Source organism: Niveispirillum sp. GW835-FHT14G11 (assembly GCF_058793615.1).
In genome coordinates this window covers 12,262-30,112 of the sequence record NZ_JBXAFZ010000013.1, presented here as the reverse complement: position 1 = coordinate 30,112, position 17,851 = coordinate 12,262, and the positions used below count along the sequence as shown (strand labels likewise).

6 protein-coding genes are annotated in these 17,851 nt (G+C 70.0%); all 6 read right to left on the bottom strand.

Features of this window, described 5'->3' with window-relative positions:
- Window positions 1-7 precede the first annotated feature (7 nt).
- The 6 genes from AC1Q7F_RS22665 to AC1Q7F_RS22640 are packed head-to-tail and all read right to left on the bottom strand — an operon-like array spanning window position 8 to window position 17,825.
- The gene (locus AC1Q7F_RS22665) at window positions 8-925 is read right to left on the bottom strand and encodes an SAM-dependent methyltransferase (protein WP_492510818.1); all 918 of its coding nucleotides are present in this window, start codon (window positions 923-925) and stop codon (window positions 8-10) included.
- Window positions 922-6,261, bottom strand: coding sequence for a type I polyketide synthase (locus tag AC1Q7F_RS22660; RefSeq protein ID WP_492510817.1), 5,340 nt, complete (start codon window positions 6,259-6,261; stop codon window positions 922-924). Before AC1Q7F_RS22660 ends, AC1Q7F_RS22665 begins: the two co-directional genes overlap by 4 nt.
- Entirely contained in the window at window positions 6,258-7,187 is a 930-nt protein-coding gene (locus AC1Q7F_RS22655) for an SAM-dependent methyltransferase (RefSeq protein ID WP_492510816.1), read from the bottom strand. Before AC1Q7F_RS22655 ends, AC1Q7F_RS22660 begins: the two co-directional genes overlap by 4 nt.
- The gene (locus AC1Q7F_RS22650; RefSeq protein ID WP_492510815.1) at window positions 7,184-8,986 is read right to left on the bottom strand and encodes a carbamoyltransferase family protein; all 1,803 of its coding nucleotides are present in this window, start codon (window positions 8,984-8,986) and stop codon (window positions 7,184-7,186) included. Before AC1Q7F_RS22650 ends, AC1Q7F_RS22655 begins: the two co-directional genes overlap by 4 nt.
- A complete protein-coding gene (locus AC1Q7F_RS22645) occupies window positions 8,986-13,350 on the bottom strand; it encodes a type I polyketide synthase (RefSeq protein ID WP_492510814.1) in 4,365 nt (1,454 codons plus the stop codon). The genes AC1Q7F_RS22650 and AC1Q7F_RS22645 overlap by 1 nt, the downstream gene beginning before the upstream one ends.
- Window positions 13,347-17,825, bottom strand: a complete 4,479-nt coding sequence (locus AC1Q7F_RS22640; protein WP_492510813.1) for a type I polyketide synthase — start codon at window positions 17,823-17,825, stop codon at window positions 13,347-13,349. The genes AC1Q7F_RS22645 and AC1Q7F_RS22640 overlap by 4 nt, the downstream gene beginning before the upstream one ends.
- Between the last annotated feature and the right edge of the window lie 26 nt (window positions 17,826-17,851).

Here is a 17,851-nt window from a genome sequence, read left to right as displayed (position 1 = left end):
ATGGGCCTTATTCACCCGAGGACGCGGATTTGGCCCGCCGCCCGCCACGCCGCGGGGAGGCCGCTTCAGCGGCGGCCAGTGGCGGCGCCGGCTTGCGGGCGCTGACCAGCACATACTGGAATTGCAGCACGGCCAGGGTGGACTGGTGCCATTGCAACAGCGTCTCCAGCCCCAGCCGCTTCACCGCTTCCGGATCGCCCAGCATCTCCATCACATGCTTGCCGAAACCGACGAACACTTCCTGCGACAGGTCCCGCACCTCCACATCGACGAAGCCCGCCTGTTCCAGCCGGGTGGCATAGGTGCCCAGATCGTAAAGGTTTTCCGCCGGAATGGCCCAGAGGCGGGAGGCCAGCAGATCCACAACCTTGGCCACCAGCGGCCGGTCAGGGCGCGGCACGATGTCGGCCAAGGCGATCCGCCCGCCATGGTCCAGCACCCGGTAAGCCTCTGCGAAGAAATCGGCGCGGCTATCGAAATGCAGGGCCGATTCCACCGCCACCACCCGTGTCACCGACCCGGTCGGCACCGGCAGGCGCGTGGCATCGGCCTGGTGCAGTTCCACCCGCCCATCCAGCCCCGCCGCCTTCACCCGCGCCTTGGCGGCCTCGATCTGGTTGGGGATGACATTGACGCCGATGATGCGTTCCGGCTTGCGCTGTTCGGCCCAGCGGATGTCCTGATCGCCGAAACCGAAGCCGGCATCCAGCACCACATCCCCCTCCCCGATACCGGCGGCATCGGCCACCTGATCGACCAGGGCGGCGGCGGCGGCATCGTAATCGGCAGGCGCATCGGCCCAGTAGCCGAGATTGAGATAGAGGCTTTCCCGTCCCAACGCCTTGGCCGCGCCATAGACGGCGGCAAGGCTGGCGGATGGGGTGCCATTCTCCCCCTTCAGAACCGGCGTGGCGGCAGGGCTCATCTCGTGTCCTCCAGTTCCTGGATCAGCAGGGATGTCAGCTCGTCATCGCTGAGCGTGTCGAGGTCGGCATTGTCGGCCGATGCGACCGCCGCCGGGGCGGGGGTGGGGCTTTCGGCCAGGCCGAACAGATGGTCCAGCAGGTACCCGGCCAGGGCGTGCAGGTTGGCCCGGTCCAGGATCAGCGTGGCCGGCAGCGGGCGGCCCAGCAGGGATTGCAGCCGGTTGCGGAATTCGATGGCCATCAGGCTGTCCATGCCCAGATCGAAGAAGCCCTTGCGCGCCGGCACTTCCATCCCGACCGGCAGACCGGTGGCGGCGATCATGGGCGGGCGCAGCAGATCCTCCAGCACCTCCCGCCGCCGCTCCGCTGCGGCCCCCTCCAGCCGGGCCTGCCAGTCGGCGAAGACATTCTGTTCCACCCCGGCATCCACCTTGGCGCGCGGGCGAACGGCGTCGAACAGGCCGGCGCGCGTGGCACCCGCGCCCGACAGATAGCGGCCCCAATCGACGGGCAGCACCGCCACCTGCGCCAACCCCGACGACAAGGTGCTGCCGATCAGGTCCATCCCCTCCGCCCGTGTAAAGGGCCGCACGCCGCGCGCCGTCCAGGCGGTGGCATCGCGCACAGCGGCCATGCCACCGCCGGCCCAGGGACCCCAATTGATGGAAAGGGCAGCCAAACCCAACCCCGCCCGCCGCCGGCACAGCGCGTCCAGCGTCGCATTGGCGGCGGCGTAATTACCCTGCCCAGGGGAGCCGATCAGCGAAGCACCCGACGAATAGCAGACGAACAGGTCCAAGCCGCGATCACGCGTCAACTCGTCCAGGATCAAGGCCCCCGTCAGCTTGGGCGACAGCACCGGTTCCGTCGCCGCCCAATCCAGCCCCGTCAGGGTGCGGTCAGCCAATGTGCCGGCGGCATGGAACAGCCCCGCCAATGCCGGCCGCCGCACGCCATCCATCTCCCCGATCAGGTCGGCCATGGCGGCACGGTCGGTGACATCCACGGCCACGACCCGGATATCCGCCCCCAGGTCCGCCAGCGACGCCGGCACCGCACCGCCCCGGCGTCCCGTCAGGGTGATATGGCGTGCCCCCTGGCCCACCAGCCATTCAGCCGTGGCCAGCCCCAGTTCACCCAGCCCGCCGGTGATCAGATAGCCAGCATCGGCACGGATGGCCGGCAGCGCACCTGCGGGGCCGGCTGGCACCAACCGGGCCGCCTCCACGGCACCCTGGCTGATCCGCACCCGGTCCTCCGGTCCACCGGCCAGCAGGTGTGCTGCCACGGCCCGCCAGTCGGCGGGACCGGGTGCTGCCAGATCGACCAGCCCACCCCAACGGTCAGGCTGTTCCAAGGCGACCACCGCCCCCAGGCCCCACAGCGTCGCATGGGCCACATTCTCCGTGCGGGTGACCAGCCACAGGCGCGGCGTGCCCGGTGCCGCCGTCAATGAATGCACGATCTTCAATGCCGGCTCGATGACCGCCCGCACGTCGACATTCTGCGGCACCACGAAGGCCACCCCGTCGGCCACCGCCGCCAGCGCCCCGGCCAACCCATCAAGCCCGATGATCTGCACGCTGCCCGCCCCACCGTCCTGCAGCGCCTCGGCCAGCGGGGCGGCATCATCACCGACCAGCAGCCAGCGCCCGGCCTTGGCGGCGACGGCTGGGGGCAGCTTCTTCCAGTCCAGGCGGTAGAGCGGTCCGGCATCGCCAGCCGACAGGGCCCGCATCATCACATCACGCCGCGCGCGGCGCAGACGCAGGCCGCGTGCCTCGGCCACCACCCGGCCCGTGGCGGCGTCATACAGCGTGAAATCGCCCGCGAACATGTCGTCGCGCCCAGCCTCCCCCGGCCAGAGCACGGCATGACAGACCAGATCGCCACGTGCATCCCCGAAGAAGCGGAAGCTGTCCACACCCACGGGGATCACGGCCACCGACAGGTCGGTGCCCATCACCGACTGCGACGCCGCACCAAACACCTGATAGCAACTGTCATGCAGGCCGGGATGGAAGGCGAAACTGCCATCGCGCCGGTCGGACGGTTCCGGGGCGCGCATGCGGCCGATGGCTTCCCCCTCGCGCCGCCAGATCGTATCGACCCAGAGATAGGAGCGACCAAAGGTGAAGCCGACGCGGGTCTGCACATCGTCATAGAGTGCCCGGCCCGTCACCAGATCGGGGCAGCGGGCGCGGATCACCTCCAGCGAGGGTGCCACATCCGCGGGGACATTGGCGTGCGTGATGATTGCCGTCGCGTGCAGGGTCCAGGCATCATCATCCGCCCCGTCGATCAGGCTTTGCAGCTCCACCCGCCAGCGGTCGGGGCCGTCCGGGAACAGGGTCAGGCTGACGGTGCGACTGATCGCATCGGTCAGGATGACGGGTTCCAGGAAGGCGATGGCGCTGGCCTCTGCCGGCCGCCCGGCCAGCAGGTCGCGCGCCGCCTCCATCATCAGCGATACCAGTGTCGGGCCGGAAACCACGGCACGGCCATAGACGACATGGTCGCCCAGGATCGGTTGGGTGCCCAGATCGAAGCGCGACTGATATTCCACGGTGCGGGCGGGGGAGCGGTGGCGGGTGCCCACCAAGGCCGCCCCACCCGTGGCCTGGATGTCGGCCCGCACGCGGCCCGGCTGGAACCAGTGGCGTTTGCGCTGGAACGGATAGGTGGGGGCACGCGCCGATGGGTCAGCGAAACCACGATGCACCGCAGCCCAGTCGATGGCGGCCCCATCCTCATACAGTGTGCCCAGGCTGCCCAGCAGCACGCGCCCATCCTGCTGCCCTGCCCGCAGCGACGGCAGAAAGCGCAGATCGGGGTTTGCATCGCCCGCCACGCGCCGGCCCAGCCCCAACAGGGCCGCCCCCGGCCCGATTTCCAAAAAATGTGTGCAGCCAGCCGCGATCAGCGCCGCCATGCCATCGGCGAACCGCACCGGTTGCCGCAGATGCCGACCCCAATAGGCCGGATCGCGCAGCAGACCGGCATCGGCGAAACCGCCCGTGACGTTGGAAACCAGAGGGGTGGCCGGATCGGCAATGTCGCAGCCGGCGGCACTGGCCGCAAAGGCATCCACCACCGGGTCCATCAGCGGAGAATGGAAGGCGTGGCTGACCGTCAGGTCGCGCACCCGCACCCCCTCTGCCTGCAACACCTGACCAGCCCGGCGCACGGCTTCGACGGTGCCGGAGATCACCACCTCATCGGGCGCATTCAGGCCAGCGACTGCCAGCCGGTCGGGATCAGCCGCCACCAGGGGGGCCACCCGGTCGATGCTGACGGCCACCGCCGCCATGGCCCCGCCCGTCGGCAGCGCCCCCATCAGCCGCCCGCGTTCCACCACCAGCGCCAGCGCATCTTCCAGCCCCAGCACGCCAGCGGCATAGGCTGCGGCGAACTCACCGACACTATGGCCCATGACGGCGGCGGGGTTCACGCCCCAGCTTCGCCACAGGGCCAGCAGCGCCACCGACAGGCTGAACAAGGCCGGCTGGGTGAAGCCGGTATGGTCGATGCGCCGGTCGGCTGGATCTGCGGGATACAGAATATCCAGCAGCGGCACGCCCAGATCGGCGCACAGGGAAGCACACCGGTCCAGGGCGGCGCGGAATACCGGCTCCGTCTCATAAAGCTGGCACCCCATGCCGGCATATTGCGCGCCCTGGCCACTAAACAGGAAGGCCACCTGCGGCGCGGCACCGACACGGGTCGGCGGTGACAAGGAAACGGCGGCCGACGCGATTTCAGCGGCCGTCCCCACCAGCACGCGGCGATAACGCAAGCCGTTGCGGGTACGGGAAACAGCGGCAATCAGGTCGGCGGCCTCCTTGTCGGATGCATCGGCCAGCCTGCCGGCAATGGATTGCGCATCGGCAGTCAAGGCCGCCGGTGTACCGGCAGCCAGCGCCAGGACATGCACGGGACGGGCGTGGGGAGCCGGCGCCGTCACCGTCTCCACCCCCGCCAGCACCATATGCGCATTGGTGCCCGACAGGCCGAAGGCGCTGATGGCGCCCAGACGCTCCCCGGTCCAGGGCTGGGCCGTCGCCGCCAGCCTGGCGTTGATGGCATCCAGGTCGATGGCAGGGTTCAGCCGCGCCACCGGCCGCTGCGGCGGCAGGGTCCCGTGATGCAGCGACAGGGCCAGCTTGATCAGCCCGGCGATGCCCGCCGCCGGCTCCAGATGCCCGATATGCGCCTTCACCGCCCCCAGATGCAGCACCCGCTCGCGTCCCGGACCATAGACGGCACCCAATGCCGCCACCTCGATCGGATCACCCAGCGACGTACCGGTGCCATGCGTCTCCACATAGGTGACGGCTGAAGGTTGCACTCGCGCCTGGGCCAGGGCGGCGCGGATCACCGCCTGCTGCGCCTCGCCATTGGGCACAGTCAGGCCGCTGCTGGCCCCGTCATGATTGACCGCCGATCCCCGGATCACCGCCAGCACGCGGTCGCCCGCCGCCAGCGCGTCGTCCAGCCGCTTCAGCACCACGAAGCCCGCCCCCTCACCCCGCCCATAGCCGTCGGCGGACGCATCGAAGGTCTTGGAACGGCCATCGGGCGACAGGGCGCGCAGGCCGCAGAGATAGATTGTCAGGTCGGGCGACAGGATCAGGTTGACCCCGCCGGCCAGCGCCATGTCGCATTCCCCGGCCCGCAGGCTTTGACAGGCCAGATGCGCCGCCACCAGAGACGACGAACAGGCCGTATCCAGCGACAGGCTCGGCCCCTGCAACCCCAGCACATAGGATAGCCGCCCCGCCGCGAAGCAGAAGCCGGTGCCGGTGCCGCGATAGGGATCGATGCGGTCTGTCCCCACCCCGTCAGCCTGCATCAGCCGGGCGTAATCATCCAGCCCGATGCCCACGAACACGCCCGTGCGGCTGCCGCGCAAGGTGGCGGGCGCGATACCGGCATGTTCCAGCGCCGCCCAGCCGGCTTCCAGCATCAGCCGTTGCTGCGGGTCCATACTGTCGGCCTCGGCATCGGGGATATCGAACAGGCCGGCATCGAACCGGTCGACATCATCCAGGAACCCACCGGCCCGCGTGTAGAGCTTGCCGGGACAGCCCGGTTCCGGATCAAACAGCCGGTCCATGTCCCAGCGCCCGTCCGGCACCGGCCTGATACCGTCACCGCCAGCCGCCAGCAGACGCCAATAGGCATCCACGCCGTCAGCCCCGCCGGGAAAGCGGCAGCCGGCCCCGATCACGGCAATGGGGGTGGCATCGGCGGCGGCATCCAGCCGCGCCTGCAGCGCCTTGATCTCCGCTGCGGCACGGGCCAGCAATGCGCGATGGGCGTTATCGTCCGTCACGTCCCCGGAACCTCCGCCGCCGCCAGGATGTAATCCAGCGGCCCATGTTCGCAGGCGCGCTCGGTGCCGGGCCAGGTGAGGTCGCTGCCGATGGCACCCAGCATCTGCGTCAGCGCCAGCACATAATGCAGCCGGTCGCGGCTGAACAGCATGGAGGGCGAAACCTGGGCCAACGGCGTCCAGGGGCTGATCTCGCCGGCGTCCAGGCGCTTGCGCAGGTTGCGGGCCATGGGGGCATAGACATGCTCGCGGATGGAAACCACCTGAACATTGGTGAAGCCCGCCGCCAGCAGTTGGTCGCGATAGACCGACCGGTCCACGACATTGGCGGCCGGCATCATCGCCTTGTTGGGAAAGCGGCGCATGGCGTCCACCACCCAGCCGAACTTGCCCGCCAGGGCGCGCGGCATGGGCAGGATGTCGCAGGCCGCGAAACGCCCGCCCGGCTTCAGCACGCGAAAGGCCTCGGCGAAGAAATCGGCGCGCGTGTCGAAATGGTGCCCGCTTTCCACCGCCACCACCTTGTCGAAACTGCTGTCGGGCAGGTCCAGATCGGTGGCCGACATGCGGTGCAGGGTGACGCGGTCGGCAATCTCCGCCTTCTGCAACAGGTTATGGGCCCCCTGAATCTGGGCCAGCGACAGGGTGATGCCGGTGACATGAGCGGCGTCGAAATCCTGTATCCAGTGCAGGATCTGGTCGCCATGGCCGCAGCCGGCATCCACCACCTTGTCACCCTTGCCCAGCCCCGCCGCCTGTCCCACCAGCCGCACCAGGGCGCGGCAGGCCTCGTCCTGGCTTTGCGGGTCGTCCTTCCAGTAGCCCTGGTTGAAGAAGCCGCTCTTCTCCGTCAGGAAGCCGTTGGCATTGTCATAGAAGGCGGCCACGTTGCGTTCCGTGCCGCCGCCGATCCCAAGCTCGCTCATGCTCCGGCCCCTTGCTTCTCGATGAGGTAATCGTTGATCACCAGCGCATCCAGGCCGCTGGTGGCGAAGACGGCGATGGCATCTTCCACCGAATGCACGATGGGCTTGCCCATGACGTTGAAGCTGGTGTTCAGCAGCATCGGCACGCCCGTCAGCCCGTGAAACGCACTGATCAGCGCGTGATAGCGCGGGTTGATCTCTTCCGTCACCGATTGCAGGCGACCAGTGAAATCCTCATGCACCACGGCCGGCACCTTTTCCCGCACCTCCGGTCGGAAGACCAGCGTGCGCTCCATATAGGGGCTGGACTGGTAATCCTCGAACCAGTCGGGCCCGTGCTCATGCAGGATGGAGGGGGCGAAGGGCCGGAATTCCTCGCGGAATTTCACCCGGTCATTGATGCGGTCCTTCATGGCGGGGTCGCGCGGGTCGGCCAGGATGGAACGGTTGCCCAGGGCACGGGGGCCGAACTCCGCCCGATCCTGGAACCAGCCGATGATGCGCCCCTCGGCCAGCAATTGCGACGCCTTGGTCACAACCTGTCCGTCCGGCAGATGCTGCAGGCTGGTAAAGCCGCCGAACCGCACCATGCGCTCCAGCGCCGAAGACGCGGCCGTGCTGCCCAGATAGGGCGACAGGGTACGGCCCGCGCCCGCCCGATCCTGGCCCGGATGATCCTCCGCCCAGGCCAGCAGCGCCGCCCCCAGCGCGTTGCCATCATCGCCCGGTGCCATGGGCACATGCAGGGCCTTGAAAGGCGTGCTGGACAGGATGCGTCCGGAATAGGATGAATTCAGCGCGCAACCGCCGCCGAAGGCCAGGTTGTCGCTGGGATGCACGGCGTAGAGGGCCGCCAGCAACTCGCCTGCCACCTCCACGAAAATCTCCTGCCCCGTGCGGCCCAGATCGGCCCGGCGGCGCTGATAGATGGTGGGGTCCGGATCGGCCTTGGCCGCCGCCATCAGCGCCTGTACCTCTTTCAGGCGCCGGCCCGTGTCGCGGCCCTGCGGGTTGTGCAGGGCCAGGCCGTCGGCCTGCACCAGCGGGCGCAGCAATTCATAGAATTCCGCATCCACGCTGCCATAGGGTGCCAGCCCCATGACCTTCCATTCCTCCCCCTGCACCGTGTCGAAGCCGCACAGTGCGCAGACCTTGGAATAGAACATGCCCAGGCTGCCGGAATTCTGGGCCAGGGCCTTGGGCTTGGCCGCCAGGGATGTGAAGGCCCCGTCGCGCCAGCTGTAGAAATTGGTGGAACTCCACTCCCCATACCCGTCGATGACGGCGCAGGCCGCCTCCTCGAACGGGCTGGTATAGCAGGCGGTGGCGGCATGGGTCAGGTGATGGTCGTAGCGGCGGATGCCGGCCACCGTGAACCCCTGGTCGCGCAGCGCCCCCAGATTATGGCCGGCCAGGCTCAGCGTGCTCAACATGCCCTGGCGCAGATGGTCGAAGCGCGGCCAGGGCCAGACCAGATGGTCGCTGCGCGCCATGAAGAAATCATTCACCGGCCGCAGCAGCCCGCCGATCCCCGGTACATCCACCAGCGACGAGGTCCACAGCGATTTCAGGACCTTCTTGCTCCAGCTGACGGCCACCACCACCTCGGCATCCTTGCCACAATACTGGCGGATCAGCTTAGGCGCGCGCAGGATATGGTCGGGCACGGCGTTGAAGGCGCGCTTGTCCTGGAGATAGCGTTCCTGCGCCTCCGCGAACAGAACCTCCCCGTCCGGGGCCACGATGGCCATGGCGGGATCATGGAACGACGCGGCCAGACCGACATAATAGGTCGCCATCAGCCCCTTCCCCTTTCTGCGGTTTGCGGGCCCGCCGCGGCATCCAGTGCGGCCAGCAGGTCGGACAAGATTTCTGACGGCCGCGCAGGTGCGGCCACAGGCGTGGCGGGCGGGACAGTGCCCGGCAGCCGTGATAGAAGATGGTCGGCCAGCGCGGTGACGGTGGCATGCTCGAACACGGCGGTCGGCCCCAATATGCCGCCCAGCGCCTGGTTCAGCCTGGCTTGCAGGGCCATGGCCATCAGGCTGTCCATGCCCTGGTCGAAGAAGCCGCGATTGGGGTCGGGCACCCCGCCGCCCATCACCGCCGCCAGCGCCTCACCCACCAGCAGCCGCAGCCGGCCGCGCCTTGCCAGCGGCGGCAGGGCCAACAGGGCGGCCAATGCATCGGGCACGGGCGGCACCTTGGGCATGGTGGCAGACGATACCTGCACACTGGCCGCCAAGGGTCCGGCCCCTTGCGGCAGTGCCGCATGGAACGCCGCCCAATCCAGGCGCAGTGCGGCCGTCACCGGTGCGGTGGCCCCGGCCAGCACCGGCCCCAGCATGGACAGCGCTTGCGCATTCGACAGCGCCCCGATGCCCTTCGCCCGCCGGCCGGCGGCGGCATCGGCACCCAGATTTGCGGCCATGCCAACCTGCTGCCAGGGGCCCCAGGCAATGCTGGCCGCCACCTGCCCCCTGGCCCGACGCCGCCGGGCCAGCGTGTCCAGGAAGCCGTTGGCAGCACCATAGCCCGCCTGGCCCAGCGCCCCGAACAGCCCGGCCATCGACGACATGAACAACTGGAAATCCAGCCGGTGCCCTTCCGTCAGCCGGTCCAGAAAATCCGCACCGGCGGCCTTGGCCGCGAAGATGTCGGACAGGGCCTCGCGGTCCTGACCACGCAGCAGGCTGTCGCGCAGCACACCCGCCGCGTGCACCACACCGCGCAGGGCCGGCCAATCACTGCCGAACCCGTCCAGCAACCGGGCGACATGGGCCGCATTCCCCATATCGACGGCCGCGACCTCCACCACCACACCCCGCCGGCGCAGGCCATCCAGCACGCCCAGCGCATCCGCCGACGGTGCCCGCCGGCCCGCCAGCACCAGATGGCGGGCACCGGCATCGGCCAGCCAGCCGGCACAGGCCAGCCCGATCCCGCCCAGACCGCCCGTCACCAGATAGGATGCGGCCGGATCGATGGCGGGGGTCGCCGCAACGGCCTCCTGCCGGCGCAGCACCGGCACCAGCCGGCGGTCCGTCGCCAGCACGATGCGCCCGCCGGTCCGCCCCAATTCATCGATGACCCGGTCCAGGGCAACGTCGTCGCCAGCCCCGATCACCGCGGCGATGCGGCCCGGCAGTTCCCAGCCGATGCCTTCGACCAGCGCCCATAAGGCACCGGCCACGGGATCGACCCGTGGATCGCCGGTGACCAGCCAGAGCGGACCATCGGCCTCACGCACCACCCGCAGGCAATGATCGCAAGCATCAACCGCGGCGGCGGCATCATCGCCTGTACCCTGCAACACCAGCAATTGCCTGTCGCCGCCGGTGCCCAGGCGGGAGGCCAGGGCGTCATGCAGCGCGCCCGCCCCCCGGACAGCCCAGGAACCGGGGGCCGCAACCGCAGCCGCCGGCGCATCGGTGAATTCCACGGCATAGAGTGCCGCTTCCCCCGGTTCCGTCGTCACCGGCGGAGGTGCCGCCACGGGCTCCGGCAGCCAGCAGACACGGCGCTGCCAGGGATATGGCGGCAGGGGCGTCACCCGGCCCGCCTTGACGCCCAGCGTGTCCCAGTCCGGCGTGAAGCCGCGCACGAACAGGTCGCCGACGCAGCGCAGAAGGCTCAACCGGTCATCTGTGGCGCGGCGCAGGGTGGGCACCAGGGTCAGATCCCCCGCCTCCCCGCCCCGCGCGGCCCACAATCTGGCGATGCCGGACAGCAGGGCCGGGTGCGGTCCCACCTCGACAAAGCAGCGATGGCCGGCCTGCAGCAGGTGGACGGAGGCGGCGGCGAAAGCCACAGTTTCGCGGGCATTGCGGCCCCAATAGGCACCGTCCAGGCGCGGGGCCGGCCCGCCGGTGACGGTGGAGATCATCGGCAATGCGGGTGCGGCCGGCACCAGCCCGGCCAGCGATGATGCCAGCGCCTCCACCGCCCCCGCCACCTGCCGCCCATGGAAGGCATAGGCACCCGGCAGCGACCGCGACGGCACGTTCAGACGGGTGATCGCCGCCTCTACCCCCTCCGGCGTGCCCGACAGCACCAATGACGCCGGCCCGTTGACGGCGGCGATATCGACATCCAGCCCCGCCAGGGCCGGTGCCACGGCATCGGGTGCCAGATCGACCGCCACCATGCAGCCCTGCCCCGCCAGCCCGGCCATCAGCCGGCCGCGCGCCGCGGCAATGGCGATACCCTGCTCCACGCTCAGGGCACCGGCGACGATGGCGGCTGCGATCTCCCCCACGCTATGGCCGATGACGGCGGCCGGCTTCAGCCCCAGGCTGGCCAACAGCCGGGCCAGCGCCACCTGCACCGCGACCAGCACCGGCTGTGCCAGTTCCGTCGGCGTCAGGTCGCGCCCCTGTTCCAACGCCTCGATCAGCGACCAGCCCTCGGCCCGGCGCAGGGCCAGATCGCAGGGTTCAAGCCCCGCACGGAAGGCGGGCAGGCTCAGCAGGCCCCGACCCATTCCCGCCCATTGCCCGCCCTGTCCAGTGAAGACGAAGACCGGGCCTGCCACATCCTGCGTAACCGTGCCGACGGCAATGTCGGGACCAGTCGCCCCGCCCGCCGCAGCGCGCAACCGCTCAGCCAGTTCTTCTGCACCATCACCCGTCACTGCCAGCCGGTGCGCCAGCGGGCTGGACCGTCGGGTCAGGGTGGCCTGCAGGCCCGCCAGATCCGTCCCCGCCGCCAGCATGTCCGCCGCCTGAAGCGCCCGGGCGGACAGGGCCACCGGGTCGGCTGCCGTCACGACCAGCAATGCAGCACCGGCGACCGGGGACGGCACCGACCGGGCCAGGGCCGGTGGCGTTTCCTCCAGCACCAGATGCACATTGGTGCCGCCGAAGCCGAAGGCGCTGACCCCGGCGAAGCGACGCGATCCGTCGGCGAGGGCTGGCCAGGGTTCCGCCGATACCGGCACATGCAGGTCAAAGCCGGGGCCGAAATTGGGGTTGGGCCGGGTGAAATGCACCTGTCCGGGGATCGTCCCGTGTTTCAGGCACAGCACAGCCTTGATCAGCCCGGCCATGCCCGCCGCACCTTCCAGATGGCCGATATTGGCCTTCACCGCCCCGATGCGCAGCGGTCCGGCCCGCCCCGGAACGCTGTAAACGGCGGACAGGGCCTGCACCTCGATCGGGTCGCCCAGGGTTGTGCCGGTACCATGCGTTTCAACGAAATCCACGGCATGGGGGGCGATGCCGGCATTGTCCAGCGCCGCGCGGATCACCCGTTCCTGGGCCAGCGGGTTGGGGGCCGTCAGGCCGTTGCTGCGGCCATCCTGGTTGATGGCACTGCCCCGCAGGACCGCATGGATGCGATCACCCGCCGCCATGGCATCGGCCAGCCGCCGCAGCACCACGGCACCGGCCCCCTCCCCACGGGTGAAACCATCGGCAGCGGCATCGAAGCTCTTGCAGCGACCGTCGGGGGCCAGCATCCCGGCCTGCCCCAGGGACAGGCCGATCTCCGGCGACAGGATGGCATTGACCCCGCCGACAATGGCCATGTCGCTCTCGCCCGTGCGCAGGCTCTGACAGGCCATGTGGAAGGCGGTCAGCGCCGACGAACAGGCGGTGTCCACGGCCAGACTGGGGCCGTTCAGGTCCAGCAGGTAGGAGAGGCGATTGGCCAGGATGGCATCGGCGATGCCCGACACGGCATAGGGATCGGGTATCCGCCCCGGTGCCAGCGACCGGCGGACATAGTCGCTGATGCAGGCACCCACGAACACGCCGGTGCGGCTGCCGGTCAGGGCGGCGCGCGTCAGGCCGGCATCATCCAGGGCCGCCATCGTCCCTTCCAGCAACAGGCGCTGCTGCGGGTCGATCCAGGCCGCCTCATGCGCCGACAGGCCGAAATAACCGATATCCAGCCCGTCCAGCCCTTCGACATATCCGCCCAGCGGTCGCTCCCCGTCGCCGAACCAGCGGTTGGCGGGGGCGGGACCGATGGCATCAACCTTGTCCAGCAGCAAACGCCAGAATGCATCCGGCCCGTCCGCCCCGCCGGGGAAGCGGCAGCCCATGCCGATGATGGCCAGCGGCTCGCCCATCAGCAGGGCCTGGACCTGGGGATCTTGGCGTACCCGCCGCGCCTGTAAGGCACGCTTTTCGGCGGTGATCATGGCGGGAAGGTCGGTCATGCCGCACCCCCCAGGGTCAGCAGCGCCAAGGCTTCCTCATCCGACAGTGCGTCGATATCGGCATCCAGCCGGGCGGCGGGGATAGGCATGGCAACCGGCGCAGGTGTGCCGGCTGGCCGCAACCTTTCCGCCAGATGGCTGGCCATCAGGGTCGGGGTCGGGCAGGTCCAGGCCAGGGTGGCGGCCAGGCGCAACCCCGTCAGCCGTTCCAGCCGGTTGCGCAGTTCCAAAGCCATCAAACTGTCCAGCCCCAGGCTGCGCAGCGGCTCGTCGGGCGGCACCTTGGCCGGATCGGTGCGCAGCACGGCGGCGATCTCCGCCGACAGCAGGGCCAGTTGCCGACCAGCGGCGGCATCGGCAAAGGCCCTGGCGAAATCCGACACGGCCTGCGGCGGTACCCCGGCACCGGCCAGGAAGGGCCGCGCGGCAGCACCCGGATAATGGTCGGCCCAGGCATCACGGTCCAGGCGCATCACCGCCCACACCCCGCCCGGACCGGCGATCAACCGGCCCAGCGCCGCCAGGCTGGCATCGGGCGACAGGCCGGCCAGCCCGCGCGCACCCAGCCTTTCCCCGCGCCGCGCATCCGCCGCCGCCAGCCCCACATCCGTCCAGGGCCCCCAGGCCACGGCATGGGCCGGCAAGCCTGCGGCCAGCCGCAACCCGGCCAGGGCATCGACGGCGGTATTGGCGGCGGCATAATTGGCCTGCCCCGGCGTGCCCAGCCAGCCAGCGGCAGAGGAGAACAGCACGAACAGGCCCAGATCGTCGGCCAGGGTCAGGCGGTGCAGGTTCCAGGCGCCGGCCAGCTTCGCCCCCAGCACCGTTGCCATCCGTTCCGGCGTCAGATTATCGATGACGGCATCATCCAGCGTGGCGGCGGCATGGAAGATGCCGCGCAGCGGGGCGGTTTTGCGCACATCGTCCAGCACCCGGCCCAGCGCATCCGCATCGCCCACATCCACGGCGAAGGTCCGCACCACGATGCCGGCAGCCGCCAGCCGGGCCAACACAGCTTCCGCCGCCGGCCCCGGCCCCCGCCGGCCCAGCAATACCAGATGCCGCGCGCCCCAGGCGGCCAGTTGTTCGGCCAATCGCAGGCCGATCCCGCCCAGCCCGCCGCTGACCAGATAGGCCCCCTCCGGGTCCAGTCGCGGGGCCCCGTGCGGAACAATCGCAGCGCAGCGGACCAGCCGGGCCGCCAGACGCCGTCCACCGCGCAGCGCCACCTGATCCTCATCCCCGCCGGCCAGCAGGTGCCGGGCCAGCCAGTCGGCCTCTGCCACCCCTGGCCGGGCCGGCAGATCGACCAGACGCAGAGGTACGCCCGCCTGTTCTGTCGCCGCAACGCGCAGGAAGCCACGCATCGCCCCCTGGCCGACCGCAGGGCCGGACGGCAACGGCAAGGTTCCCGTCTCCACCGCCTCCGCCCCGCGCGTCACCAGCCAGAGCGGCGGCAGGTCACCATCGGGACGCAGCAGGGCAAGGTGACGGACCAGCCGCAGGGCGGCGACGGCCTGCCATTCCTGCGCTGCCACGGGATCGCCGTCCCCACCGTCCAAAGGCGCGCGGCCGGCCAGCCAGACGATGCCGACGCAGCCCGCCAGATCGTCCGCCGTCAGCACATCCCCGATCTTTTCCGGGGCGGACACCCCCATCACCATTGATGCGGCACCCGCCGCCGACAGGGCATCGGCCAGCGCCGCGCCCAGGCCATCATCCGCCGCCGGGCCGCCATCAATCAGCAGCCAGCGGCCGGTCGCGGCCAGCGGCCCATCGGGCAACGGCTGCCAATCGATGGCGTGGAATTCCGCCGCTTCCGCCACCGTGCCGGCCACGGGCAGCACGGGGCGGACATGGTCGGTCCGGGCCCAGCCGATGGCGGGGAAACGCAAAGCCGGACGCCTTGCATAGAGTGCGGCTGCGTCCACCACACCGCCGCTGGTATGGATGGCGCCCAGCGCGTCCAGCAGGGCATCAGCCTCCCCCTCCTCCCGGCGCAGCGTCTCCACCACATGGGCGGCATCACCAAGACAGTCGCGCAGGGAAGGTGCCAGCACGGGATGGGCATTGACCTCCACAAAGGTGCCGAAGCCATCGGCGCGCAAGCGCTGCACAATATCGGCAAAACGCACAGGCAGGCGCAGGTTGCGGCCCCAATAGGCCGCATCCAGCGCCGTCCCCGGCAGGGGACCACCCGTCACCGTGGAATAGAAGGCCACATCCCCGCCCGCACGCGGAGCGATGCCGGCCAGTTCACGCGTCAGATCAGACAGCAGCGGATCGACCTGCGGGCTGTGGCTGGCCACATCCACCTTGACCGGACGGCAGAAGGTGCCCCGCAGTTCCAGCGTCTGCCGCAAGGCATCCACCGCATCCGGATCGCCGGAGAAGACCAGGGTACGCGGGCCGTTGATGGCGGCCACGGACAGGTGGTCGCGCCAGGGGGCCAGCACCGCCTCCCCCTCTGCCGCATCCAGTTCGGCCAGCAGCATGGCCCCCTGTCCGGCGATGGAGCGCAGCAGCCGGCTGCGCCGCGCGATGATGCGGGCGGCATCGGCGGGCGACAGGATACCGGCCACACACGCCGCCGCCACTTCCCCCATGCTGTGCCCGGCCACGGCGTCGATGCGCACCCCATGCGTCCGCAGCCAGCCGGCCAGCGCCACCTGCAGGGCGAAGATCAGCGGCTGGATGACATCGATGCGGTCGAACCGGTCGGCGGACAGCAGTTCATCCACCAGCGGACGCTCCGTAAAGGGTTCAGCAGCCGCACTGATGGCCTGGAACGCATCGCGGAACAGCGGGTCATCGGCATAGAGCGACCGGCCCATGCCCGGCCATTGCCCACCCTGACCGGGGAAGATCAGCACGGTACGGGCCGGGCCGCCCCGCGTCCCCGCCGGTCGTGCCGCCAGCTTTCCCGCCAGTTCGTCCACTGTGCTGGCGCGCAGCACCAGCCGGTGGCGATAATGGTCGCGCCCGTGCCAGGCGGCACGGCACAGGGCCGCCAGATCGGTATCGGGCCGCAGCCAGCCCGCCACCTGGCCCACCAGATCCGCCAGCCCCTCGGCACTGGCGGCCGACAGGGGCAGCAGATGGCCGGCTGCACCCAGCCGGTCCACAAGGGCAACGACATCACCCGTCGGTGCCGACCCCAGCACGACATGCACATTGGCGCCCGACCAGCCGAAGGCACTGACGGCGGCATGGCGCGCCCCGCCCGTCCAGGCGGCGGGGGCGACCGGCACCGTCAGGCCGGTGCCCAGATCGATATGCGGGTTCAGCCGGTTGAAATGCGCCATGGCGGGGATTTCCCGCTTTTCCACCGCCAGCACGGCGCGGATCAGCCCGGCAATGCCGGCGGCAGCCTCTGCATGGCCGATATTGCCCTTCACCGAACCCAGCGCACAGGCATCGGCCCGCCCGCCGCCATAGACCCGCGCCAGGGCGTCCACCTCCACCGGGTCGCCCAGCGGCGTGCCGGTGCCATGGCATTCGACATAGCCGATATCGGCGGGGGCTACCGAGGCATCGGCCAGGGCGGCGCGGATCACCGCCTGCTGGGCCTTGCCGCTGGGCGCGGTGATGCCGTTAGTGGCGCCATCCTGGTTCATGGCGCTGCCATGGATGACGGCCCGGATCGGGTCGCCATCGGCCAGCGCGTCGGACAGCCGCTTCAGCACGACCATACCGCACCCTTCCGACCGCACGAACCCGTCGGCCCTCGCATCGAACGGCTTGCACCGGCCATCGGGGGCCATCATGCCCATGGCATCGGTGATCATCCCGAACAGCGGCGCCAGGATCAGGTTGACCCCGCCCGCCAGGGCCAGATCGCTTTCCCTGGCCCGCAGGCTGGCGCAGGCCAGATGCACCGCCGCCAGGGACGATGCACAAGCGGCATCCAGCGCCAGGGCCGGGCCACGCAGATCCAGCAGATAGGACAGCCGCGCCGCCGCAATGGAATGCGAAAGGCCCGTCCCCAGATAGGCATCCAGCCCGTCCGGCCGATCCAGCCGCAGATGCAACTGGGCGAAATCGTCATTGTAGAGGCCCAGATACAGGCCCGTGGCGCTGCCGGCCAGCCTGGATGGGGGGATCAGCGCATCGGCCAGCGCCTCATGACAGACCTCCAGCAGCAGGCGTTGGCGCGGGTCCATCGACCGCACCTCTCGCGGGGACAGGCCGAAGAACCCGGCATCGAACCCGTCAATATCGGGCAGGAACCCGCCCAGCAGGGCGGCATCGGGTACAGGGGCCGGCGCGCTGGTGAAGGATTTCAGCCGGGACGGCGGATAGGGGCCGATGGCATCCTGGCCGTCGCGTGTCCCCTGCCAGAAGCGATCGGGCGTATCGCCGCCACCGGGATAGCGGCAGCCGATGCCGATGATGGCGACGGCCCGGTCGCGCCCGGCTTCCAGCTCCGCCACGCGGGCCCGCAACTGGCGGATTTCCGCCAGCGCCCGACGCATCAGCGCTTCCTGATCGGCTGGGCCAC

Excerpts from the sequence above, each read along its gene's own strand:
- AC1Q7F_RS22655 (WP_492510816.1), bottom strand. The coding sequence starts at position 7,187 with ATGAGCGAGCTTGGGATCGGCGGCGGCACGGAACGCAACGTGGCCGCC.
- AC1Q7F_RS22650 (WP_492510815.1), bottom strand. The coding sequence starts at position 8,986 with ATGGCGACCTATTATGTCGGTCTGGCCGCGTCGTTCCATGATCCCGCC.
- AC1Q7F_RS22645 (WP_492510814.1), bottom strand. The coding sequence starts at position 13,350 with ATGACCGACCTTCCCGCCATGATCACCGCCGAAAAGCGTGCCTTACAG.
- AC1Q7F_RS22640 (WP_492510813.1), bottom strand. The coding sequence starts at position 17,825 with ATGCGTCGGGCGCTGGCGGAAATCCGCCAGTTGCGGGCCCGCGTGGCG.
- AC1Q7F_RS22665 (WP_492510818.1), bottom strand. The coding sequence starts at position 925 with ATGAGCCCTGCCGCCACGCCGGTTCTGAAGGGGGAGAATGGCACCCCA.